This is a genomic window from Agromyces flavus (assembly GCF_900104685.1).
Taxonomy (GTDB): domain Bacteria; phylum Actinomycetota; class Actinomycetes; order Actinomycetales; family Microbacteriaceae; genus Agromyces; species Agromyces flavus.
Map to the genome: position 1 here is coordinate 3,670,233 of NZ_LT629755.1, position 22,076 is coordinate 3,692,308.

Sequence of the window (22,076 nt, forward strand, 5' to 3'; positions counted from 1 at the left end):
TCGACCCCCGTTCCACCGCGAGAGGCGCATCCATGCCACGACGCACCACCACTCCCGATCCACGACGCAGACGTCCGATCGTCGCCGCCCTCGGCGGCCTGGCGATCGGCATCGCCGGCGTCGGCGCCGCCCTCCCCGCAGCCGCCGACCCGGCCGGCGGCGACGGCGGCGCCCCTGCAGCGCCATCCGTCGCCGCCCCCGCCGCGCCGACCGGCCAGCATCGCGTGACCCTCATCACCGGCGATCGCGTCACCGTGACCGACCTGGCGGACGGCATGCACGCCGTCGCGGTCGAACCGGCGGCGCCCGGCGCGGGCTTCCGCACCGTCACCGCCGGCGACGAGGTCAGCATCATCCCCGCCGCAGCGGAGGCGTACCTGGCCGCGGGCGTCGTCGACCCCGACCTGTTCAACATCACGCGGCTCATCGAGTACGGCTACGACGACGCCTCGGTCGACGCGACACCCGTGATCCTCGAGCTGGAGGCGGCGCCGACGTCGCGTCGAGCCGAACCCGCGCCCGCGCCGGCCCTGCCCGAGCTTCCCGGCGTCGCCGTCGGCACGCCGCTCGAGAGCATCGGCGCGGCCGCCGCGTCCGCGTCGCACTCGGATGCCGCGGCGACCTGGTCCGCGCTCACCGGCGCAGCGCCCGACGATGCCGCCGGCCCGCGCACGTTCGGCCCCGGCCCCGACCCGGCCGCCGTGAAGCTCGGCGGGGGCATCGCGGCCATCCACCTCGACGGAAAGGTGCAGGCGACGCTCGACTCGAGCGTGCCGTGGATCGGCGCGCCCGAGGCCTGGGCCGACGGGTTCACGGGCGCCGGCGTGACCGTCGCGGTGCTCGACACCGGCTACGACGACACGCACCCCGACCTCGCGGGACGGGTGCTGCCGGAGTCGGCGAGCTTCGTGCCCGACGAGGAGGTCGCCTGGGACCCGAACGGGCACGGCACGCACGTCGCCTCGACGATCGCCGGCACCGGCGCGGCGAGCGGCGGCGCGCACCGCGGCGTGGCCGACGGTGCGAACCTGCTCGTGGGCAAGGTGCTCGACCAGTCGGGATACGGGCAGGACTCGTGGATCATCGACGCGATGGAGTGGGCGGCGAACCGCGCGCCGATCGTGTCGATGAGCCTCGGCTCGATGCAGGCCTCCGACGGCGAGGACCTCATGGCGCAGGCGCTCGACGACTTGGCCGAGCAGACCGGCACGCTCTTCGTCGTCGCGGCCGGCAACTCGGGCGCGCCGGAGACGATCGGGTCGCCAGGCTCCGCCGAGCACGCGCTCACCGTCGGATCGGTCGACGACCCCGACGGCTCGCTGTCGTGGTTCTCGAGCCAGGGTCCGCTCGTGCGGACGGGCACCCTGAAGCCCGATCTCGCCGGGCCGGGCAACGACGTCACCGCCGCTCGCTCGGCCGACCGCGCGGGCGACGGTGCATACCTCGCGATGAGCGGCACCTCGATGGCGACGCCGCACGTCGCGGGCGCTGCGGCGATCGTCAAGCAGCAGCACCCGGAGTACACCGCGGCGCAGCTGCGGGCCGCGCTGCTCAGCTCGGCCACCGACGTGGGGCTCACGCCGTACCAGGTCGGCGCCGGGGTGCTGGATGTCGCGGACGCCGTCGACGCGGCGGTCGTGGCATCCAGCTCGGGTGACTTCGGCATGCTCGCCTGGGGCGAGGAGCCGACGCCCGTCGAGCGCACGATCGAGTACGCCAACCGCACCGACAGCGAGGTCACGATCGAGTTCGAGGCGGCGCTGGCCGACACCACGCCCGGCGTCGAGGATCCGCTGTCGGACGATGCGGCCGGCGAGGCGTTCGCGCTCGGCGACGACACGCTCACCATCCCCGCGGGCGAGACCCGCGCGGTGACGCTCACCGCCGATCCCGCGAAGGTTCCCGCCGGGCGTCAGCTCTCAGGCGCGCTGGTGGCCTCGATCGACGGTGAGCCGGTCGCCCGCACCGCGCTCGGCGTCATCGCCGAGGGCGAGCGGTACGACCTCACGATCACCGCCACCGACTTCGACGGCGAGCCCGTCGAGACGTACGGCGTGCTCTACAACCACGACACCCAGGCGTACGACCTCATCGGCGTCGCGGGGGAGACCACCCTGCGGCTGCCCGCCGGGCGCTACTCGGTCATGACCGTGCTCGAGCTCGACCGCGAGGCCGACACCGTGGCCGACGTGCTCGTGGGCGACCCCGACCTCGTGCTCGATGGCGACGCGTCGGTCGCCTTCGACGCACGCGAGGCCGAGCCGGTTACCGTCGACGTCGGCGAGGACGGCCTCGAGGCGACCGTCCGCCGGATGGACGTCACCGCCGACGGCTTCGAAACCGGAGTGCTCGCCCCGGTGTGGACCGACGAGCTCTGGGCGGAGCCCATGACCGCTCCCCACGTCGAGGCGTTCGACTTCGTGACGCGCTGGCGCCTGCAGGAGCCGCGCCTGGATCTGAAGGCCGGGAAGGAGCAGCTCGACGTCATCCCGCAGGCCGGGTCGATGCGGTTCGACGGCGACCTCAAGGTGCGGGCGGTCGCCGCCGGCACTGGCAGCGCCGCCGAGTTCGCCGCGATCGACGCGGCCGGCAAGGTCGCCGTGGTCACGCGCTCCGACGCCGTCTCGCCGTCCGAGCGCGCGGTCAACGCGCTCGCCGCCGGCGCCACCATGCTGCTCGTGGCCAACGACGCCGACGGCGAGCTCAGTGAGTGGGTCGGCGCCGACGACGGCTCCGACGTCGCCATCCCGGTCGCCACGATGAGCGGCGTGCAGGGACGCCGGGTCTTCGACGCCCTCGGTTCCGCGAAGGGCGGCATGACGATCTCCGGTACGGGCGTCGCCGACGCCCACGAGATCTGGGACATCGCGCGCTACGACGCCGACGCCATCCCGGCGGACCTGCACTACGCGCCATCCGACCTCGCCCGCATCGACACCTGGTACCGCGGCGAGGCCGGCGACCGGCTCGCCGAGTTCCGCTGGGACCTCGCGCCGAACGGCGCGTACGGCTTCGGCTTCCCGATGAACGCGGTGCGCGGCATCGAGCGGACGGAGTGGGTCAATACCGACGTCGACTGGTACCAGGACGCGACGGTGCTCGATGTGGGCTGGCAGGTCCGTGACGTGCCCCGGTCGTACGAGCCCGGCGAGCACGTCGAGACGAGCTACTTCGGTCCGATCGTGCGTCCCTACGTCGGCGAGGGCTACTTCGCGCCGTACCGTTCGGCCGACTGGATGCAGGTCAACCTGCCGTCGTGGGCCGATGGCGGCGATGCCCGGCACACCGGAGCGTTCGACGTGTTCGCCGGCCACCCGGGTGTCTCGCAGAACACCGACTTCTACCTCGACGGCGAGCTGCTGAAGTCGGGGCCGTTCCAGGGCGTCAACGTCTGGGACCTGCCCGACGGCGATGCCGAGGTGCGGGTCGTCAACACGGCGACGCACGATGGCTCGGCGCTCGCGTCGTCGACGAAGACCCTGTCGGAGTGGACCTTCACGACGAGCGGGTCGCGCGACGACTGGTCGTTCCAGTTCCAGCCCATGATTCAGACGGTGTACGACATCGAGACGGATGCCGCGGGCATGGCCGGCGTGGGACGCAAGAAGGGTGAGGCGGTGCCGCTCTCGCTCGAGCTCGGGCACGTCGCCGGCGCGGTCGGCTCGGGCGCCATGACAGAGGCCACGCTCGAGGTGCGCGTCTCGGGCACGGACTGGAAGCCCGTGCCGCTCGAGCTGCTGTCGGCCGACGACTCCGGCCCGGGCGAGGCGCCCGGCGGGATCTTCGCCGAGGGTCGAGCCTGGGTGAGCGGCTACGAGGCGTCGCTGCCGGTGCCCGACGCGGGCGCGTGGCTCGACCTGCGCGTGACCGCGACGGATGCCGCGGGCAATACGTTCTCGCAGGAGATCGAACGTGCCGTCCAGGTCGCGCCGGTGAACCACGGCGCCGTGAAGGGCGGCCCGACGCCCTTGACCTGAGCCGCGCAGGGAAGAGGCCCGGACGACGTCGCACGTCGTCCGGGCCTCGACCGCGTCGGACGCGGCGTCAGGCGGCGGCGCGCTCGGTCTCCACGAGCTCGCGCAGCGCCTCGACGAGTGGGGTCGTCGGACGGCCGATGAGGCGCGAGAGCGTGCCATCCGACTCGGCGAGGTCGCCGCGCGCGATGCCCTCGTCGATGGCGGCGACGAATCCGGCCGTGCCCTCGTCGAGGCCGACGGCGGTGAGCGACGCGATGCGCTCGGCCGGGGTCTGCGCGACGAAGGCGACGTCGCGACCGAGTACCTCGGCGGCTGCCGCGGCGAGCTCGGCGAACGTCCACGGCGCGTCGCCGCCGAGTTCGTACACGTTGCCGACGTGGCCGTCCTCGAGCAGCACGACGGCGGCGGCCTCGGCGAAGTCGCGGCGCGGTGCCGAGGCGACCCGACCGGCGCCCGTCGCGGCGGCGATCGTGCCCGTGGCGGCAGCGGTCGCGACATCCTGCGCGTAGTTCTCGGTGTACCAGTTGTTTCGAAGGATCACCGCCGGGACGCCGACCTCGGCGATGACCTCCTCGGTGCCGCGGTGCTCGGGCATGAGGACGAGTTCGCTCGTCATGGCCTTGGGCCCGCTCGTGTAGGCGAGCTTCGCCACGCCCGCCGCCTTCGCGGCCTCGATCACGTTGCGGTGCTGGGCGACACGGCTGCCGAACTCGGTGCCGGAGATGAGCAGCACCGAGTCGACGCCGCCGAGGGCGGGCGCGATGGTCTCGGGGCGGGCGTAGTCGAGCTCGACGACGCGGATGCCGCGGCTCGCGACATCCGCCAGCTTCGACGTGTCGCGGGCGCCGGCGACGATCTCGGCGGGTGCGGCGCCGCGGTCGAGCAGCGCGTCGAGGACGCGTCGGCCGAGGTGGCCGGAGGCGGCGGTGACGAGGATGGTCATGGGGTATCCCTTCGGTCGGTTCACCGAAGCCAACCCGCCGACCGCGGTCTACCTTCCCGCGCGCTGGTACCCACTTTTCGGTAAGGTACCCACATGACGGTAAGTCTCGCGCAGATCCGCGAGCGGTCCGGCGAGGTCTTCCTCGAGGGATGCCCGACCCGGGTCGTGCTCGACCACATCATGAGCAAGTGGGGCGTCCTCGTACTGCTCGCCCTGACCGACGGCACGCTGCGGTGGGGCGAGCTCCGCCGCGAGGTCGAGGGCATCAGCGAGAAGATGCTCGCCTCGACGCTGCGCACGCTCGAAGCCGACGGGCTCGTCGTGCGCACGTCCTACCCCGAGGTTCCGCCGCGCGTCGAGTACGCCCTCACCGACCTCGGGCGCGAGCTCATGGAGCGCATGCTGCCGCTCGTCGACTGGGTCGCCGAGCACGCCGGCACGATCACGGGCCGGCCGGCCTGACCGCCGACCGACCCGATGCCCGGCTCGTCGGCCTCAGCTGACCGCTGACGCCACCAGCTCGGAGTATCGCTGCTCGACCGCCGGCGTCCACTTGACGACCGCGAACGACGTGGGCCACATGTCGCCGTCGTCGAGGTTCGCCTTGTCGTCGAAGCCGAGCGTCGCATACCGGGCCTTGAACTTGACGGCGGGCTGCATGAAGGCGACGACCTTGCCGTCGTCGTTCGCGAACGCCGGCATGCCGTAGTAGGTCTTCGGCATGAGCTGCGGCGCGACGCTGCCGACGACCTTGTAGAACCCCTCGGCGATCTCGCGGTCGTTCCCAGTCATCTCGTCGATCGCGGCACGGATCGCCTTCTCGCCCGCGGCGCGGTTCTTGCCCGCCTTCGCTTCGGCGCGCAACTCCTTCGCGCGGTCCTTGACGGCCTCGCGCTCGAACTCCGACAGGCCCTCGGTCTTCTCGGCCATGATCTCCTCCTCCAGGTCGGTGAGCCCCTGATCGGCTCTGTTCGTCACGGTACGCGGATGATGCGGCGCGCGCTTCTCGATTCCTGCTCGATGCGCCATCCTGAGGTCATGGACCGGCCCGACCCCGCGGCACCGCGCACGGCCGCGGCATTGACGGCACTCGTCGACCTCGCGCGCGACGAGCTCGCCGCGGCATCCGGTCATCGCGTGCTGCTGGGCATCACGGGCTGCCCAGGCGCGGGCAAGTCGACGCTCGCGACGGCGCTCGTCGAGGCCGTGAACCGAACGGATGGCGCGGGGCTCGCCGTGCACCTGCCCATGGACGGCTTCCACCTGGCCAACGCGACCCTCGACCGTCTGGGGCTTCGCGATCGCAAGGGCGCGATCGAGACGTTCGACGGTTGGGGCTTCGCCGGACTGCTCGAACGCGTCCTCGCCGAGACCGAGCACACCGTCTACGCGCCCGGCTTCGAGCGGTCGGTCGACGAGCCGGTCGCCGCCGAGATCGCGATCGAGCCGTCGGCGCGCATCGTGGTCGTCGAGGGCAACTACCTGCTCGTCGACGATGGGCCGTGGGAGCGGGTCGGCGACCTGGTCGACGAGGCGTGGTTCATCGAGGCGTCCGAGGAGGAACGCGTGCGCCGGCTCGTCGAGCGCCACACCGCGTTCGGGCGCACGCCCGAGGCGGCGCTCGCGTGGGCGCACGAGGTCGACGGCACGAACGCGCTCGTCATCGCGCCCACGGTCGCCCGCGCCGACCTCGTCGTGTCGGGCACGACGTGGGAGGTCGAGATCGGCGCCTGAGGCGCGGGCCTTCGGCCCTCGCAGGAAGGGCGCCCCCGCACGCGGGGTGCGGCGAGCCTTGCCAGCACGCCGACGCGGTCGTAACGTCGCGCGCAGCACCATCCGTCGCCGACGATCGGAGCACCCATGGCCGCCACCGCCTTGCCGCCCAGCGGAGACCCGCCCGGATCGGGTGGCCGGGGCTCGAGCGGCACCGGCCCCGCCGCCGGCGCCCCGAAGACCTGCGACGCGCGCGGCATGGTCGAGATCCACCGCATGTACCGCGCGTCGTTCGGCGAGGGGCCGACGCTCGTGCGCGGCGTGGCCGAGGCGGATGACGCGCACGCCGACGTGGTCGGCGACCACCTCGCGATGATCTCCACGAGCCTGCACGCGCACCACGAGTTCGAGGACGAAAACCTCTGGGACACGCTCGACGACCGCGCGCCCGCGTGCGCCGGCCATGTCGAGCGCATGAAGGAGCAGCACGCCGTGATGCTCGTGCACCTGCGCGAGCTCGACGCCGCGCTGCCTGCGTGGCGGGCGAGCGGTCGGCAGGCGGATGCCGCGAGGGTGCTGGCTGCGCTCGACGGCATCAACGCGGCGCTCGCCGTGCACCTGCCCGACGAGGAGGCCAACATCGTGCCCGTGATGGAGACGGTCCTCACCCAGAAGGAGGTCGACGCGGCATCCGTGCACGGCCGGAAGGCCACGCCGAAGGGCAAGACGTGGCAGCAGCTGGGCGCGATCCTCGCGGCGCAGCCCGATGGCGGGGACGAGTGGCTCCGCTTCCACCTGCCGCCGCCCGTACGCGGGGTCTGGCGGCTGATTGGCCGGCGCAAGTACCTCGCGAATCGCGCGCAGCTGACCGGCACGAGATGAGGGGATCGCGATGGCCTACGACGTGCAGGTGACCCTGGTGCCGCGGAAGGACGCGGCAGTCGTGCGGACGCGGACGACGTTCGACGAGATCCCGGAGTTCATGCGTTCCGCGTTCGAGCGCGTCGCGTCGGTCCTCGGGCCGCGCGGCCTCCTGGGCGACGGCCCCGCGATCGGCCGCTACACCGAGATGGACCCGGCGTCGGGCTCGTTGAGCGTCGCCGGATTCATCATCACGTCGCCGATCGAGCCCGAGGGCGAGGTCGTGCCCGACGAACTGCCCGAGGGCGAGGTCGCCAGCACCGTCCACCTCGGCCCCTACGCGACGATTTCCGAGGCCTACGACGCGATCGCCGCCGCGATGGCGCTGCACGGGCGCGAGATCGACGAGTCGACCATGTGGGAGGAGTACTGGAGCCCGCCGGGCATGCCCGACGAGCAGGTGAAGACCGTCGTGTTCTGCCCGCTGAAGCCCGCCGGCTGAGGGTTCGGCTCGGCCTGTCGGCGGCGCATGCGAGCATGGTCCGCATGCCCGCCGATCCGCTGCCGCCCGCCGGGGCGGCGCGCGACTGGCGCAGCGCGCTTGCCGCAATGGGCTCGCCGGCAGACGCGTCGCCGGTGAGGCGAGCGGATGGCGCGCCCGCCGACGAGCGCACGACGACGCGTCGACTCGGTCTGCAGTTCGAACTGCGGCGCCGGGTGCAGCGGCGCAACGGCGAGTGGCGCGGCCCGCGCGACGAGCCCGCTCGGCGCGCGGTCGCCGTCGACCGGCTCGCGGTGCGTCCGGTCACGCAGGGCTCGCGGGGCGCCTGGATCAAGGGCGGACTGACCTGGCAGAACATCGGCTTCCAGGCGTCCGCGGCCGGCGTCGACCCGGCGCAGTCCCGCTGGTTCGCCCAGTTCGCGATGCTCAAGGGGTCGGGCCCATCCCTGCAGGTGTACGGCTCCGAGTGGATCACGGTCGACGACTTCGAGAGCCCGCTGCTCTGGGCCCTCCTCGACGAGGCGGGCCGACTCGGCATCGCACTCGTCGGGTCGGATGCCACGCCAGAGGTCGCGCTTCGCGGCGGTGCCGTCATCGGGCTCGACGCCGCGGCCGGAGCCGACGGGGCGCTCACGCTCACGCCGATCCTGACGCTCGACGCCGACGACCACGCGCTCGAGCACGCTCGGCCGGTCGCCGGGCACGGCGTGTACCGCTTCGACTTCGACGCCGGGCTCATCGAACTGGCGCCCTACGCGGGTGGGCTGCTCGGGCCGGCCGAGGCGGCCGTGCTGTCCGCGCCCGAGCCGATCCGGGTGCCCGCCGCCGAGGTGGCCGACTTCGCGACGTCGCACTTCCACGCGCTCGCCGGTTCGATCGCGGTGACGAGCCGCGACGGCAGCTTCGCGCCGCCGCCCCGCCCACCCGCGACCCTCGTGCTCGACGCGCGGTTCGAGTCCGGCGACGTGCTGCGGCTCGCGTGGCGGTGGGAGCACGCTGACGGGCGCACGACCGAGGTCGACCCATCCGCCGCCGTCGACGACCCCCAGCTCGACGACGACCTGCTCGCGCGGGTCGGCGACGAGCTCGGCTGGGTGCCGCTCGACGCGATCGTGCTCCGCGGTGTCGATGCCGCGCAGTTCACGGCCGAGCGGATGCCGCGACTCGAGGCGCTCGCGGCGCGCGCCGCCGGCGCCTCATTCCGCATCGACGTGCGCGGCGAGCGCCCCGACTACCGCGAGGCCACCGAGCGTCCTGAGGTGCGGGTCACCACGGTCGAGACCGACCAGCCCGATTGGTTCGACCTCGGCGTGGTGATCACCGTGAACGGACGGCCGGTGCCCTTCATGCGGCTGTTCCGAGCGCTCGCGAAGGGGCAGAAGCGCATGCTCCTCGTCGACAAGTCCTACCTCTCGCTCACGCAGCCGATCTTCGCCGAGCTGCGCGAACTCATCGAGGAGGCGGGCGACCTCGCGGAGTGGGAGACCGGGCGCCTGCCGATCTACCGCAGCCGCACCAGCCTGTGGGCCGATTTCGAAGACCTCGCGGATGTCGCCGAGCCTGCGGTCACGTGGCGGGCGACGGTCGCGGCACTCGAGGGCGGACGGGTCGAGGAACTCGCGCCTCCCGAGGAGCTCGCGCTGCCACTGCGGCCGTACCAGCTCGCGGGGTTCCGCTGGCTCGCCTACCTCTGGGCGAACCGCCTCGGCGGCGTCCTCGCCGACGACATGGGGCTCGGCAAGACCGTGCAGTGCCTCGCGCTCATCCAGCACGCCACCGCCGCGCGGACCTCGGCTGACGGGGTCGACGGCGCGCCCTTCCTCGTCGTCGCGCCGACCTCGGTCGCGTCGAACTGGATCCACGAGGCCGCGCGATTCACGCCCGGGCTCCGCGTCGCATCGGTCAGCGGCACCCAGGCGACGCAGCGCCGACGCCTCGCCGACGTGGCGGCCCGAGCCGACGTCGTGGTCACGACCTACGCTGTGCTCCGCCTCGAGGCCGACGCCTTCGCCGAGCTCGACTGGGGCGGGCTCATCCTCGACGAGGCGCAGTTCGTGAAGAACGCGGCGACGAAGGTGCACGACGCGGCACGCGCCATTCGGGCTCCCTTCCGGCTCGCGGTCACGGGCACGCCGCTCGAGAACCACCTCGGCGATCTGTGGGCGATCCTGCGCATCGTCGCGCCCGGACTCTTCCCGTCGCGTCGTGGGTTCGACGAGCGGTATCGACGACCCGTCGAGGACGACCGCAACGCCGAGCGACTCGATCGGCTGCGTCGTCGCATCCGCCCGCTGGTACTGCGACGAACGAAGGAAGCCGTCGCGCCCGAGCTGCCGCCCAAGCAGGAGCAGGTGCTCGAGGTCGAGCTCGCACCCGAGCACCGACGCCTCTACGACGTGGTGCTGCAGCGCGAGCGGCAGAAGCTCCTGGGTCTCGTCGACGACCTCGACGGCAACGGTTCATCGTGTACCGCTCGATCACGCTGCTGCGCATGCTCGCGCTCGACGCGACCCTCATCGACGCCGAGCGGCACGCCGGCATCCCGTCGGCCAAGCTCGACGCGCTGTTCGAGCAGCTCGACGACGTGCTCGCCGAGGGGCACCGCGCACTCGTGTTCAGCCAGTTCACGTCGTTCCTCGGCCGGGTCGCGGCAGGCTGGATGCCGCGGGCGTGCCGTACGCGTACCTCGACGGCTCGACGACGGCTCGCCGCCGCGACGACGAGATCGCGCGCTTCCGATCGGGCGCGGCATCCGTGTTCTGCATCAGCCTCAAGGCCGGCGGGTTCGGACTGAAACTCACCGAGGCCGACTACGTGTTCCTGCTCGACCCTGGTGGAACCGGCGAGCGAGGCGCAGGCGGTCGACCGTGCGCATCGCATCGGCAGAAGCAGCACGTCATGGTGTACCGACTCGTCGCGGCGGGCACCATCGAGGAGAAGGTCATGGCGCTCAAGGCGCGGAAGGCGCACTCGCGGCATCCGTGCTCGACGACGGCCTCGGCAGTGCGCAGCTCGACGCCGACGACCTGCGCGAGCTGCTCGAGGGGTGACGCGGTCGCGTTCCCGAGCCTCGCGTGGTCCGCCGCCGCGCCGATACTCTCGGACGGTGAATCCCGAACGCCCGCGCGTCAGGCTGATGCAGCCCGAAGACGCCGAAGAGCTCTCGGCCGTGCGCACGCGCGAGCAGGAGTTCCTCGCGCCGTGGGAGCCGGTGCGCCCCGACGGCTTCACGACGGTCGCAGGCCAGGCCGACATCATCGCCGCGTCCTTGCGGCTGCACGAGGCAGGTCAGTCGTTCCCGCTCGTCATCCTCGACGACGACGGCGCGATCATCGGCTCGATGGTGCTCAGCGGCATCATCCGCGGACCCTTCCTCTCGGCGAACCTCGGCTACTGGGTGGCGTCGTCGGCGAACGGGCGCGGCTACGCGACCTCGGCCGCGCGGGCGACGCTCGCGCTCGCGTTCGGCGAGCTCGGCCTGCACCGCGTGCAGGCGGCGACGCTGCCGCACAACGCCGCCTCGCAGCGGGTGCTCGCCAAGAACGGGTTCGAGCGCATCGGCTACGCGCCCCGCTATCTGCAGATCGCGGGCAGTGGCAGGACCACGTGCTCTTCCAGCGCATCGCCGACGACGACTAGCGAGTCCCAGCCTGGGGCGGCCGTGCATCCGCAGCCGCGCGGGTGTGGAATGGACGCGGAGGTCGACGATGATCACGCACGAGGTCGAGAAACCAGGCGCCGCGCGGGTCGGCGTCGACGAGTACGCCGAGAACGTCGCGCTGGTCGAGGCGGTCGCCCGATGGGGCCGGGCGCGGATGCCTCGGCGCAGGGGCTGCACGAGATCGGCGAGCTCGCCGGCTCGGCGGGCTTCCAGCGCGACGCCGAGCGCGCGAACACGCGCACGCCCGAACTGCGGACGCACGACCGGTGGGGCCACCGCGTGGACGAGGTCGACTACGACGACGCCTACCACCGCGTCATCCGCTCGGCCGTCGGGCGCGGCGCGCACACCGGCGCGTGGGCCGAGCCTGGCCCCGGCGCGAACGTCGATCGGGCCGCCGCGTTCCTGCTCTTCGCACAGGTCGAGCCGGGGCACGCCTGCCCGGTGTCGATGACGCACGCCGCGGTGCCCGTGGTGCAGCAGGCCGCGCCCGGCCTCGTCGACGTCTGGATGCCGCGACTGCTGAGCCGCGAGTACGACCCGCGGCTCATCGGCGGCCCGGCCAAGCCGTCGGCGCTCGTCGGCATGGCGATGACCGAGAAGCAGGCGGATCCGACGTGCGGGCCAACACGACCCGCGCCGAGCCGACCGGCGACGACGAGTCGTGGGGACGGCGGTACCGCCTGACCGGCCACAAGTGGTTCTGCAGCGCGCCATGAGCGACGCATTCCTCGTGCTCGCGCAGGCGGCAGGCGGGCTGTCGTGCTTCTTCGTGCCGCGCGTGCTGCCCGACGGCTCGCGCAACGTGTTCCGGATCCAACGGCTCAAGGACAAGCTCGGCAACCGGTCCAATGCGTCGAGCGAGGTCGAGTTCGACGGCACCGACGGATGGCTCGTCGGCGACGAGGGGCGCGGCGTTGCCACGATCGTCCAGATGGTGACGCGCACGCGGCTCGACTGCGTGCTCGGCACGGCGGCCGGCATGCGCCAGGCCGTGGCCGAGGCGGCATGGCACGTGCGGCACCGCCGCGCGTTCGGGTCGCTGCTCGTCGACCAGCCCGCGATGACGGCGGTCGTGGCCGACCTCGCGCTCGAGTCGGAGGCGGCGACGATCACCGCGATGCGCCTCGCGCGGGCCTACGACGACGACGCGTCCGACGTCGAGCGCGCGTTCCGGCGCCTGGCGACCGCGGTCGCGAAGTACTGGGTGTGCAAGCGCGGGCCCGAGCACGCGTACGAGGCGCTCGAGTGCCTCGGCGGCAACGGCTACACCGAGGGCTTCCCGCTCGCGCGCCGCTATCGCGAGCAACCGCTGCTGGCGATCTGGGAGGGGTCGGGCAACGTGATCGCCCTCGACGTGCTGCGCGTGCTCGAGCGAGAGCCCGATGCCTTCGAGGCGTTCTTCTCGTGGCCGGCGAGGCCGAGGGCGAGCACCCGGCGCTCGACCTCGAGCTCGCCGAAGCGCGGTCGGTCGTGGCCGAGATCGGGCGAGCGGATGCCGCGACCGCGGCCCTGCGCGCCCGCGAGCTCGCCGAGCGACTCGCGCTCGTGCTGCAGGCGTCGCTGCTCGTGCAGCATGCTCCGCCCGCGGTGGCGACGCCTTCGTGCGCTCGCGGATCGAAGGTCGCGCGGGGTCGCTCTACGGCTCCTTCCGTCGGGCGTCGACCTCGCGGCGATCCTCGCCCGCGCCTGACGCGCCGCGCCGGGGTGGGCCGACGACGCGGCGACCGCCCGCGGACGGCAGAATGGGCGGTGAGGGATCGCGCGAACTGGCTCGTGGTGGCGCAGTTCGTGCTGCTCGCGGTGCTGGTGGTCCTCCCGTTCGCCGTGCCCGTGGCGCCGCTCTGGGCCGGACAGCAGTCGACCGTGCTGGCCGTGTTGCTCATCATCACCGGGCTCGTGCTCGCGGGCGCGGGGGCCGTTGCGCTCGGGCGCGACCTCGTGGTGCAGGTGGCGCCGCGCGAGGGGCCGCGCTGCGCACCACAGGCGCGTACCGGTTGACGCGCAACCCGATCTACGTCGGCCTGCTGATCGCCGCGTCGGGCTGGGTCGTCTGGTTCGCGCGCGTCGACCTCATCGTCGTCTGGGTGCTGCTGGCCGTCGTGCTCGTCGCCAAGGCGCGTGTCGAAGAGCGTCGCCTGGTCACGCGGTTCGGCGACGATTACCGCGAGTACGCCGCGCACACGCCGCTCATGCTCTGGCGTCGCGGCATCCGCTAGCCATCGCGGCCTCGGCTCGAAACGCAACCCCTCCCGCCGCGACACCGCAGCCGTAGCGTCGAATCGGAAGGAGGCATCATGAGCAGCTTCACTGATCCGGTCGATGAGCCGATGCGGCAGGAGCGCGGATTCCCCATCGACACCGACGACGTCTCCGCCAACGAGGACGCCCGCTCGACCAGGAGGCGAACGAGGACGCCATCGACTCGGCCGAGGCCGACCGACGCGCCGCGGAAGAGGCACGATCGGCGACGACCGAGTCTGACCCTGAGCCTTCCGGCTACGGCGCCGACGCCTGCAATGGTCCTGCGGCCAACAGCTGCGTGATCGCGCGAAGCGGGATCGGCGCCCAGTCGGGACGGTTGCGCGTCTCGTAGATCGCCTCGTACACCGCCTTGTCGAGCTCGAACGCGGCGAGCAGGTCACGGTACTTGCTGAGATCGGTGCCGGATGCCGCGATATAACCGTCGATGAACGCCTGGCGGGCCGAGGCGGCCCACGTCCGAGCCTCGGCGGCGCGCTCGGGTGCACGATCTCGGTCGCGCCCGCGACGTAGTCGAACGAGCGCAGCATGCCCGCCACGTCGCGCACCGGCAGGTCGGGACGGCGACGCTCGGCCATGGGCCGCATCGGCTCGCCCTCGAAGTCGAGCAGGAGCCATCCGCGCTCGGGGAGAGGATCACCTGGCCGAGGTGCAGGTCGCCGTGGATGCGCTGCAGCTGCGGCCACGCTCCCTGCGTCGCGCGTGCGTAGTACTCCGCGATCGCGGCGCGGTGCGGCTCGAGCGCCGGTACCTCGGCGACGCCGATGGTCAGGCGCCGCTGCCACGCCTCGTCGATCGCCGCGATGAGCTCCGCCGACGCGCGCTCGCGCGGGAACGCGCCACCGAGCGAGCGGTGCACCTCAGCGACGGCGACCCCGAGGGCGCGTGCGTCGTCGGCGAAGTCGCGGCCGCCGGCGGCGGCGAGGAGTGCCACCCGCCAGGCGTCCTCGACGCCCGGCAGGAACTCCTGCGCGAACGCCAGGTGGCCGCGCGCGCGTCCGTCGGGGCGGCCGACGTCGTCCCACTCGCCGACCACGTCGCCCACGCTCGGCGGCACATGCGGCGAACCGGATGCCGCGAGCGCCGTCTGCAGCGTCACGTCGGGGTTGTCGCCGTGGTGGAGCTGGCGGAACACCTTGCAGATGAGGGGCGCCGCGCCATCCGGCCGGTAGATGATCGACGTGTTGGACTGCTCGCCGCCGAGCACGCTCGCGGGCACGTGCGGACCCGGCCGCGCGGCATCCGGAGCACCCGAGTAGTGGCCGACGGCCGTGGCGCCGTGCGCGACCGCGCGCCGCTCGTGCACGATGAGGTCGAGCAGCACGTCGGTGAAGGCCGCGTCGTGCGGGCCGTCGTAGAGGTGCGTGCCGTCGTCGAGGGCCGCGATGAGGTGAGCGGATGCCTCCGGCGCGGCCGCCGCGCGTTCCACGACGGGAACCTGGTAGAGCACGGGCGGTTCCGTCGCGTCATCCATGAGCAGCATCGACCACACGCGGACCCGGACTCGGCTGACGGCAGCTCCCACTCGCCGATGCGGCGCAGCCGCGGGGCGTGGCCCTTGCCGCCGTACCAGCGTTGCGCCGGCATCCACTCGGCGATCGCGGCCACGGCGCTGTCCATGGTCTGAACAGTAGGGCCGCGCATCAGCGAAGTCGAGGAACGACGCGGGTCATGACGCCTCGTGGCGTGGGCGCGCGGCCCGGCGGCGAGCGCGCGGCTCGTCGAGCCCCATGACGACGCGCGTGCGCTTGCGCTCGACCACGATGAAGAGGGTGCCGATCAGCCACAGCGGACCTGGGTGAGGAACGCGATGCGGAACGCGTCGAGCGTGTACGTCGCGGGCGTGCCGGCGCCCTGCGCGTCCATCGCGATGCCGATGAGGAGGATGGCGAGGAGCGCCGCGAGGAATCCGCCGACGTTCGTGATGCCGTCGCCGTGCTCAGCCGGTGGCTCGGGTTGAAGGTGCGTGCGTGATCGAACCCGATCATCGACCCGGGGCCGCCGGTGCTCATCGCGAAGGCGAGCACGAACAGCAGCCAGAGCGGGGCCGGGCCCGGCCAGGCGATGACGACGAGCCATGCCGCGACCTGGATCCCGATCACGGGCAGCACGAGCAGTCGCGAGCGGCGATACGGGTGCCGGGTCGAGAGCGCCCCGATGACCGGTCCGACCAGGATGCCGAACACCACGTAGACCGTGAACAGCAACGACGCCATCGCGGTCGTCAGCCCCTCGCCCACGGTCAGGAAGGGGAAGCCCCACAGCAGTACGAACGCCGTGCCCGAGAACGGGGTCGTGAAATGCGACCAGAACGCGAGGCGCGTGCCCGGGTGGGCCCACGACTCGCGGAACCCCTGGCGCAGGTCGGCCGACGAGCGCACGGCATGGATGGCGCCGGTCGTCGTGTCGACGGAGACGTCCGCGGTTCGGCCCGGCGGTCGGTTGCGGATGACCGCGAACGTGAGGATCGTGAACAGCGCCCCGAGCCCCGCCAGTGAGCCGAATGCGACCGACCAGCTCGTCGCGTGCAGCAGCGCCGCGAGTGGGAGCACCGCGAGGATCTGCCCCGACTGGCCGATGAGTCCCGTCAACTGCACCAGCAGGGGCGCCTGTCGTTCGGGGAACCAGACCGCCACCACGCGCAGCACGCTCGGGAACACGGCGGCGTCGCCCGCGCCGAGTAGCATGCGGGCGGCGATCGCCCATGCGACATCGGGGGCGAACGCCAGCGTGAACTGGCCGATCGCCATGAGCGCCATGCCGATGGTGATGATCGGGCGGGCGCCGAACCGGTCGAGCAGCAGGCCGACCGGGATCTGCATTCCGCCGTACACGGCGAGCTGGATGACAGCGAACATCGACAGCGTCGAGGCATCCGCGTCGAACCGCACCGCCGCGTCGACGCCGACGGCCGAGAGCGACGAGCGGTTCGTGATCGAGACGATGTACGCCGCGACCCGACGCCCCACACAGCCACAGTCGCCACGCGGGCGTGCTGGAGATGGGGCAGGGATGGTCACGTCACTTCGAGGCTACCGTCTGGCTCGTGCGCGGCTGACCCGTTGACGGGAGGCGGGGCGAGACACGGGGCGTTCATGGCGTTGACGACGATCGCCCCGTCCGCCGACCTGCGAGGGGGACGGCGATCGGGGCGATCGGAGTGCGCGAACCGCCCGATCAGGCCAGCGGCGCGTCGGTCGCTGCCGGCTCGCTCGCGACGACCTCGCGCGGGGAACGGCCCTCGACGGCCGCGGGGTCGCCCTCGGCGCCGAACTCGGCGTCGAGGTCGTAGGCGCCTGCTCGAACTGCGAGTTGTTCGGCACTGATCTCGTCGATTCGCAGAGCTGATCAGTGCCAAGGGCGCTACTACCGCTGTACAACTCGCAGTTCGAGCAGGCCGCCTACGACCTCGACGCCGAGTTCGGCGCCGAGGGCGACCCCGCGGCCGTCGAGGGCCGTTCCCCGCGCGAGGTCGTCGCGAGCGAGCCGGCAGCGACCGACGCGCCGCTGGCCTGATCGGGCGGTTCGCGCACTCCGATCGCCCCGATCGCCGTCCCCCTCGCAGGTCGGCGGACGGGGCGATCGTCGTCAACGCCATGAACGCCCCGGATCTCGCCCGCATCCCGTCAACGGGTCAGCCGCGCACGGCCGACGGAGCCTCGAGTGACTGACCATCCGCCCCTCCAGCACGCCGCGTGGCGACTGTGGCTGGGTGGGCGTCGGGCTCGCGGCGAATCGTCGTCACGAACGCGTCGCGCTCGCCGGCGGGTCGACGCGGCGGTGCGTTCGAGCGGATGCCTCGCGCTGTCGATGTCGCTCCATCCAGCCTCGCCGTGTACGGCGGAATGCAGATCCCGGTCGGCCTGCTGCTCGACCGGTTCGGCGCCCGCCCGATCATCCCATCGGCATGGCGCTCATGGCGATCGGCCAGTTCACGCTGGCGTTCGCCCCCGATGTCGCATGGGCGATCGCCGCCGCATGCTACTCGGCGCGGGCGACGCGCCGTGTTCCCGAGCGTGCTGCGCGTGGTGGCGGTCTGGTTCCCCGACGACAGGCGCCCCTGCTGGTGCAGTTGACGGACTCATCGGCCAGTCGGGGCAGATCCTCGCGGTGCTCCCACTCGCGGCGCTGCTGCACGCGACGAGCTGGTCGGTCGCATTCGGCTCACTGGCGGGGCTCGGGCGCTGTTCACGATCCTCACGTTCGCGGTCATCCGGCAACCGACCGCCGGCCGAACCGCGGACGTCTCCGTCGACACGACGACCGGCGCCATCCATGCCGTGCGCTCGTCGGCGACCTGCGCCAGGGGTTCCGCGAGTCGTGGGCCCACCCGGGCACGCGCCTCGCGTTCTGGTCGCATTTCACGACCCCGTTCTCGGCACGGCGTTCGTACTGCTGTGGGGCTTCCCTTCCTGACCGTGGGCGAGGGGCTGACGACCGCGATGGCGTCGTTGCTGTTCACGTCTACGTGGTGTTCGGCATCCTGGTCGGACCGGTCATCGGGGCGCTCTCGACCCGGCACCCGTATCGCGCTCGCGACTGCTCGTGCTGCCCGTGATCGGATCCAGGTCGCGGCATGGCTCGTCGTCATCGCCTGGCCGGGCCCGGCCCCGCTCTGGCTGCTGTCGTGCTCGCCTTCGCGATGAGCACCGGCGGCCCCGGGTCGATGATCGGGTTCGATCACGCACGCACCTTCAACCCGAGCCACCGGCTGAGCACGGCGACGGGCATCACGAACGTCGGCGGATTCCTCGCGGCGCTCCTCGCCATCCTCCTCATCGGCATCGCGATGGACGCGCAGGGCGCCGGCACGCCGCGACGTACACGCTCGACGCGTTCCGCATCGCGTTCCTCACCCAGGTCCCGCTGTGGCTGATCGGCACCCTCTTCATCGTGGTCGAGCGCAAGCGCACGCGCGTCGTCATGGGCTCGACGAGCCGCGCGCTCGCCGCCGGGCCGCGCGCCACGCCACGAGGCGTCATGACCCGCGTCGTTCCTCGACTTCGCTGATGCGCGGCCCTACTGTTCAGACCATGGACAGCGCCGTGGCCGCGATCGCCGAGTGGATGCCGGCGCAACGCTGGTACGGCGGCAAGGGCCACGCCCCGCGGCTGCGCCGCATCGGCGAGTGGGAGCTGCCGTCAGCCGAGTCCGGGTCCGCGTGTGGTCGATGCTGCTCATGGATGACGCGACGGAACCGCCCGTGCTCTACCAGGTTCCCGTCGTGGAACGCGCGGCGGCCGCGCGGAGGCATCCGCTCACCTCATCGCGGCCCTCGAGACGGCACGCACCTCTACGACGGCCCGCACGACGCGGCCTTCACCGACGTGCTGCTCGACCTCATCGTGCACGAGCGGCGCGCGGTCGCGCACGGCGCCACGGCCGTCGGCCACTACTCGGGTGCTCCGGATGCCGCGCGGCCGGGTCCGCACGTGCCCGCGAGCGTGCTCGGCGGCGAGCAGTCCAACACGTCGATCATCTACCGGCCGGATGGCGCGGCGCCCCTCATCTGCAAGGTGTTCCGCCAGCTCCACCACGGCGACAACCCCGACGTGACGCTGCAGACGGCGCTCGCGGCATCCGGTTCGCCGCATGTGCCGCCGAGCGTGGGCGACGTGGTCGGCGAGTGGGACGACGTCGGCCGCCCCGACGGACGCGCGCGCGGCCACCTGGCGTTCGCGCAGGAGTTCCTGCGGGCGTCGAGGACGCCTGGCGGGTGGCACTCCTCGCCGCCGCCGGCGGCCGCGACTTCGCGACGACGCACGCGCCCTCGGGTCGCCGTCGCTGAGGTGCACCGCTCGCTCGGTGGCGCGTTCCCGCGCGAGCGCGCGTCGGCGGAGCTCATCGCGGCGATCGACGAGGCGTGGCAGCGGCGCCTGACCATCGGCGTCGCCGAGGTACCGGCGCTCGAGCCGCACCGCGCCGCGATCGCGGAGTACTACGCACGCGCGACGCAGGGAGCGTGGCCGCAGCTGCAGCGCATCCACGGCGACCTGCACCTCGGCCAGGTGATCCTCTCCCCCGAGCGCGGATGGCTCCTGCTCGACTTCGAGGGCGAGCCGATGCGGCCCATGGCCGAGCGTTCGCCGTCCCGACCTGCCGGTGCGCGACGTGGCGGGCATGCTGCGCTCGTTCGACTACGTCGCGGGCGCGACCGAGATCGTGCACCCCGAGCGCGCGCCGAGGCTCGGACGTGGGCCGCCTCGGCCCGCCAGGCGTTCATCGACGGTTATATCGCGGCATCCGGCACCGATCTCAGCAAGTACCGTGACCTGCTCGCCGCGTTCGAGCTCGACAAGGCGGTGTACGAGGCGATCTACGAGACGCGCAACCGTCCGACTGGGCGCCGATCCCGCTTCGCGCGATCACGCAGCTGTGGCCGCAGGACCATTGCAGGCGTCGGCGCCGTAGCCGGGAAGGCTCAGGGTCAGACTCGGTCGTCGCCGATCGTGCCCTCTTCCGCGGCGCGTCGGTCGGCCTCGGCCGAGTCGATGGCGTCCTCGTTCGCCTCCTGGTCGAGCGGGGCTCCTCGTTGGCGGAGACGTCGTCGGTGTCGATGGGGAATCCGCGCTCCTGCCGCATCGGCTCATCGACCGGATCAGTGAAGCTGCTCATGATGCCCTCCTTCCGATTCGACGCTACGGCTGCGGTGTCGCGGGCGGGAGGGTTGCGTTTCGAGCCGAGGCCGCGATGGCTAGCGGATGCCGCGACGCCAGAGCATGAGCGGCGTGTGCGCGGCGTACTCGCGGTAATCGTCGCCGAACCGCGTGACCAGGCGACGCTCTTCGACACGCGCCTTGGCGACGAGCACGACGGCCAGCAGCACCCAGACGACGATGAGGTCGACGCGCGCGAACCAGACGACCCAGCCCGACGCGGCGATCAGCAGGCCGACGTAGATCGGGTTGCGCGTCAACCGGTACGCGCCTGTGGTGCGCAGCGCGGCCCCTCGCGCGGCGCCACCTGCACCACGAGGTCGCGCCGAGCGCAACGGCCCCGCGCCCGCGAGCACGAGCCCGGTGATGATGGCAACACGGCCAGCACGGTCGACTGCTGTCCGGCCAGAGCGGCGCCCGGGCACGGCGAACGGGAGGACCACCAGCACGCGAGCAGCACGAACTGCGCCACCACGAGCCAGTTCGCGCGATCCCTCACCCGCCATTCTGCCGTCCGCGGGCGGTCGCCGCGTCGTCGGCCCACCCCGGCGCGGCGCGTCAGGCGCGGGCGAGGATCGCCGCGAGGTCGACGCCGACGGAAGGAGCCGTAGAGCGACCCGCGCGACCTTCGATCCGCGAGCGCACGAAGGCGTCGGCCACCGCGGGCGGAGCATGCTGCACGAGCAGCGACGCCTGCAGCACGAGCGCGAGTCGCTCGGCGAGCTCGCGGGCGCGCAGGGCCGCGGTCGCGGCATCCGCTCGCCCGATCTCGGCCACGACCGACCGCGCTTCGGCGAGCTCGAGGTCGAGCGCCGGTGCTCGCCTCGGCCTCGCCGGCCCGAGAAGAACGCTCGAAGGCATCGGGCTCTCGCTCGAGCACGCGCAGCACGTCGAGGGCGATCACGTTGCCGACCCCTCCAGATCGCCAGCAGCGGTTGCTCGCGATAGCGGCGCGCGAGCGGGAAGCCCTCGGTGTAGCCGTTGCCGCCGAGGCACTCGAGCGCCTCGTACGCGTGCTCGGGCCGCGCTTGCACACCAGTACTTCGCGACCGCGGTCGCCAGGCGCCGGACGCGCGCTCGACGTCGGACGCGTCGTCGTCGTAGGCCCGCGCGAGGCGCATCGCGGTGATCGTCGCCGCCTCCGACTCGAGCGCGAGGTCGGCCACGACCGCCGTCATCGCGGGCTGGTCGACGAGCAGCGACCCGAACGCGCGGCGGTGCCGCACGTGCCATGCCGCCTCGGCCACGGCCTGGCGCATGCCGGCCGCCGTGCCGAGCACGCAGTCGAGCCGCGTGCGCGTCACCATCTGGACGATCGTGGCAACGCCGCGCCCCTCGTCGCCGACGAGCCATCCGTCGGTGCCGTCGAACTCGACCTCGCTCGACGCATTGGACCGGTTGCCGAGCTTGTCCTTGAGCCGTTGGATCCGGAACACGTTGCGCGAGCCGTCGGGCAGCACGCGCGGCACGAAGAAGCACGACAGCCCGCCTGCCGCCTGCG

18 protein-coding genes and 4 pseudogenes are annotated in these 22,076 nt (G+C 72.6%); 14 read left to right on the plus strand and 8 right to left on the minus strand.

Features of this window, described 5'->3' with window-relative positions:
* The first annotated feature begins 32 nt into the window (after positions 1 to 32).
* Complete coding sequence (locus tag BLT99_RS17420) at positions 33 to 3,977, plus strand: S8 family peptidase (RefSeq protein WP_092675310.1); 3,945 nt, start codon at positions 33 to 35, stop codon at positions 3,975 to 3,977.
* 67 nt (positions 3,978 to 4,044) lie between these two features.
* Here the strand turns inward: BLT99_RS17420 and BLT99_RS17425 are convergent, their stop codons facing one another.
* Positions 4,045 to 4,920 (minus strand): NAD(P)H-binding protein, encoded by an 876-nt coding sequence (locus tag BLT99_RS17425; protein ID WP_092675313.1) that lies wholly within the window; start codon positions 4,918 to 4,920, stop codon positions 4,045 to 4,047.
* Positions 4,921 to 5,013: 93 nt separating this feature from the next.
* On the opposite strand from BLT99_RS17425, the gene BLT99_RS17430 reads away from it, so the two are divergent.
* The gene (locus BLT99_RS17430) at positions 5,014 to 5,382 is read left to right on the plus strand and encodes a winged helix-turn-helix transcriptional regulator (protein WP_092668209.1); all 369 of its coding nucleotides are present in this window, start codon (positions 5,014 to 5,016) and stop codon (positions 5,380 to 5,382) included.
* A 33-nt stretch (positions 5,383 to 5,415) separates the two neighbouring features.
* Here BLT99_RS17430 and BLT99_RS17435 read toward each other — a convergent pair whose 3' ends face one another.
* Entirely contained in the window at positions 5,416 to 5,898 is a 483-nt protein-coding gene (locus BLT99_RS17435) for a hypothetical protein (protein ID WP_308208998.1), read from the minus strand.
* Positions 5,899 to 5,958: 60 nt separating this feature from the next.
* Between BLT99_RS17435 and BLT99_RS17440 the strand changes: the two genes are divergently transcribed.
* From BLT99_RS17440 to BLT99_RS17725, 9 genes and pseudogenes are all read left to right on the plus strand, one after another.
* Positions 5,959 to 6,654 carry a nucleoside/nucleotide kinase family protein gene (locus tag BLT99_RS17440; protein ID WP_092668212.1) on the plus strand — a complete coding sequence of 232 codons (696 nt, stop codon included), beginning with the start codon at positions 5,959 to 5,961 and terminating at the stop codon, positions 6,652 to 6,654.
* 126 nt (positions 6,655 to 6,780) lie between these two features.
* Positions 6,781 to 7,515 (plus strand): hemerythrin domain-containing protein, encoded by a 735-nt coding sequence (locus BLT99_RS17445; RefSeq protein ID WP_092668214.1) that lies wholly within the window; start codon positions 6,781 to 6,783, stop codon positions 7,513 to 7,515.
* A gap of 10 nt (positions 7,516 to 7,525) precedes the next feature.
* On the plus strand, positions 7,526 to 7,996 hold the full coding sequence (locus BLT99_RS17450) for a GyrI-like domain-containing protein (protein WP_092668216.1): 471 nt from the start codon (positions 7,526 to 7,528) through the stop codon (positions 7,994 to 7,996).
* A gap of 1,385 nt (positions 7,997 to 9,381) precedes the next feature.
* Positions 9,382 to 10,404: pseudogene (locus BLT99_RS18275) on the plus strand (SNF2-related protein); the annotation flags it as partial.
* 262 nt (positions 10,405 to 10,666) lie between these two features.
* Positions 10,667 to 10,768: pseudogene (locus BLT99_RS18280) on the plus strand (hypothetical protein); the annotation flags it as partial.
* Positions 10,769 to 11,102: 334 nt separating this feature from the next.
* The gene (locus BLT99_RS18285; protein ID WP_331712584.1) at positions 11,103 to 12,344 is read left to right on the plus strand and encodes a GNAT family N-acetyltransferase; all 1,242 of its coding nucleotides are present in this window, start codon (positions 11,103 to 11,105) and stop codon (positions 12,342 to 12,344) included.
* A 28-nt stretch (positions 12,345 to 12,372) separates the two neighbouring features.
* On the plus strand, positions 12,373 to 13,350 hold the full coding sequence (locus tag BLT99_RS18135; RefSeq protein WP_231945695.1) for an acyl-CoA dehydrogenase family protein: 978 nt from the start codon (positions 12,373 to 12,375) through the stop codon (positions 13,348 to 13,350).
* Positions 13,351 to 13,409: 59 nt separating this feature from the next.
* Positions 13,410 to 13,658, plus strand: coding sequence for a hypothetical protein (locus tag BLT99_RS17890; protein ID WP_157675032.1), 249 nt, complete (start codon positions 13,410 to 13,412; stop codon positions 13,656 to 13,658).
* A complete protein-coding gene (locus tag BLT99_RS17725; protein WP_157675033.1) occupies positions 13,655 to 13,876 on the plus strand; it encodes a methyltransferase family protein in 222 nt (73 codons plus the stop codon). The genes BLT99_RS17890 and BLT99_RS17725 overlap by 4 nt, the downstream gene beginning before the upstream one ends.
* 422 nt (positions 13,877 to 14,298) lie before the next feature.
* On the opposite strand, the gene BLT99_RS17475 is transcribed toward BLT99_RS17725, so the two are convergent.
* From BLT99_RS17475 to BLT99_RS17480, 3 genes and pseudogenes are all read right to left on the minus strand, one after another.
* A complete protein-coding gene (locus BLT99_RS17475; protein ID WP_331712585.1) occupies positions 14,299 to 15,444 on the minus strand; it encodes a maltokinase N-terminal cap-like domain-containing protein in 1,146 nt (381 codons plus the stop codon).
* Positions 15,445 to 15,461: 17 nt separating this feature from the next.
* A pseudogene (locus BLT99_RS18290) lies at positions 15,462 to 15,563 on the minus strand (hypothetical protein); the annotation flags it as partial.
* Entirely contained in the window at positions 15,563 to 16,888 is a 1,326-nt protein-coding gene (locus BLT99_RS17480; RefSeq protein WP_231945696.1) for an MFS transporter, read from the minus strand. The gene BLT99_RS17480 and the pseudogene BLT99_RS18290, both read right to left, overlap by 1 nt.
* Before the next feature lie 382 nt (positions 16,889 to 17,270).
* On the opposite strand from BLT99_RS17480, the gene BLT99_RS17730 reads away from it, so the two are divergent.
* The 3 genes from BLT99_RS17730 (at position 17,271) to BLT99_RS17490 (ending at position 20,524) form a co-directional block, all read left to right on the plus strand.
* Positions 17,271 to 17,435: a hypothetical protein gene (locus BLT99_RS17730; RefSeq protein ID WP_157675034.1), complete on the plus strand. Its 165-nt coding sequence runs from the start codon at positions 17,271 to 17,273 to the stop codon at positions 17,433 to 17,435.
* A 1,126-nt stretch (positions 17,436 to 18,561) separates the two neighbouring features.
* Positions 18,562 to 18,795 carry a hypothetical protein gene (locus BLT99_RS17485; protein ID WP_157675035.1) on the plus strand — a complete coding sequence of 78 codons (234 nt, stop codon included), beginning with the start codon at positions 18,562 to 18,564 and terminating at the stop codon, positions 18,793 to 18,795.
* A gap of 157 nt (positions 18,796 to 18,952) precedes the next feature.
* Positions 18,953 to 20,524: a maltokinase N-terminal cap-like domain-containing protein gene (locus tag BLT99_RS17490; protein ID WP_172802990.1), complete on the plus strand. Its 1,572-nt coding sequence runs from the start codon at positions 18,953 to 18,955 to the stop codon at positions 20,522 to 20,524.
* 89 nt (positions 20,525 to 20,613) lie between these two features.
* Here the strand turns inward: BLT99_RS17490 and BLT99_RS18190 are convergent, their stop codons facing one another.
* The 3 genes and pseudogenes from BLT99_RS18190 to BLT99_RS18145 all read right to left on the minus strand — a co-directional run.
* Entirely contained in the window at positions 20,614 to 21,249 is a 636-nt protein-coding gene (locus BLT99_RS18190) for a methyltransferase family protein (RefSeq protein ID WP_092676660.1), read from the minus strand.
* The gene (locus BLT99_RS18140) at positions 21,134 to 21,436 is read right to left on the minus strand and encodes a hypothetical protein (RefSeq protein ID WP_231945706.1); all 303 of its coding nucleotides are present in this window, start codon (positions 21,434 to 21,436) and stop codon (positions 21,134 to 21,136) included. The genes BLT99_RS18190 and BLT99_RS18140 overlap by 116 nt, the downstream gene beginning before the upstream one ends.
* Before the next feature lie 107 nt (positions 21,437 to 21,543).
* Positions 21,544 to 21,882 (minus strand): annotated as a pseudogene (locus BLT99_RS18145) (acyl-CoA dehydrogenase family protein); the annotation flags it as partial.
* Between the last annotated feature and the right edge of the window lie 194 nt (positions 21,883 to 22,076).

What these genes read in the sequence shown, in the direction of transcription:
- BLT99_RS18140 (WP_231945706.1), bottom strand. Translation starts at nt 21,436, where the DNA reads ATGCCTTCGAGCGTTCTTCTCGGGCCGGCGAGGCCGAGGCGAGCACCG.
- BLT99_RS17445 (WP_092668214.1), top strand. Translation starts at nt 6,781, where the DNA reads ATGGCCGCCACCGCCTTGCCGCCCAGCGGAGACCCGCCCGGATCGGGT.
- BLT99_RS17485 (WP_157675035.1), top strand. Translation starts at nt 18,562, where the DNA reads ATGAGCACCGGCGGCCCCGGGTCGATGATCGGGTTCGATCACGCACGC.
- BLT99_RS18135 (WP_231945695.1), top strand. Translation starts at nt 12,373, where the DNA reads ATGAGCGACGCATTCCTCGTGCTCGCGCAGGCGGCAGGCGGGCTGTCG.
- BLT99_RS17425 (WP_092675313.1), bottom strand. Translation starts at nt 4,920, where the DNA reads ATGACCATCCTCGTCACCGCCGCCTCCGGCCACCTCGGCCGACGCGTC.
- BLT99_RS17440 (WP_092668212.1), top strand. Translation starts at nt 5,959, where the DNA reads ATGGACCGGCCCGACCCCGCGGCACCGCGCACGGCCGCGGCATTGACG.
- BLT99_RS17420 (WP_092675310.1), top strand. Translation starts at nt 33, where the DNA reads ATGCCACGACGCACCACCACTCCCGATCCACGACGCAGACGTCCGATC.
- BLT99_RS17430 (WP_092668209.1), top strand. Translation starts at nt 5,014, where the DNA reads ATGACGGTAAGTCTCGCGCAGATCCGCGAGCGGTCCGGCGAGGTCTTC.
- BLT99_RS17490 (WP_172802990.1), top strand. Translation starts at nt 18,953, where the DNA reads ATGGACAGCGCCGTGGCCGCGATCGCCGAGTGGATGCCGGCGCAACGC.
- BLT99_RS17450 (WP_092668216.1), top strand. Translation starts at nt 7,526, where the DNA reads ATGGCCTACGACGTGCAGGTGACCCTGGTGCCGCGGAAGGACGCGGCA.
- BLT99_RS18190 (WP_092676660.1), bottom strand. Translation starts at nt 21,249, where the DNA reads ATGCTCCGCCCGCGGTGGCCGACGCCTTCGTGCGCTCGCGGATCGAAG.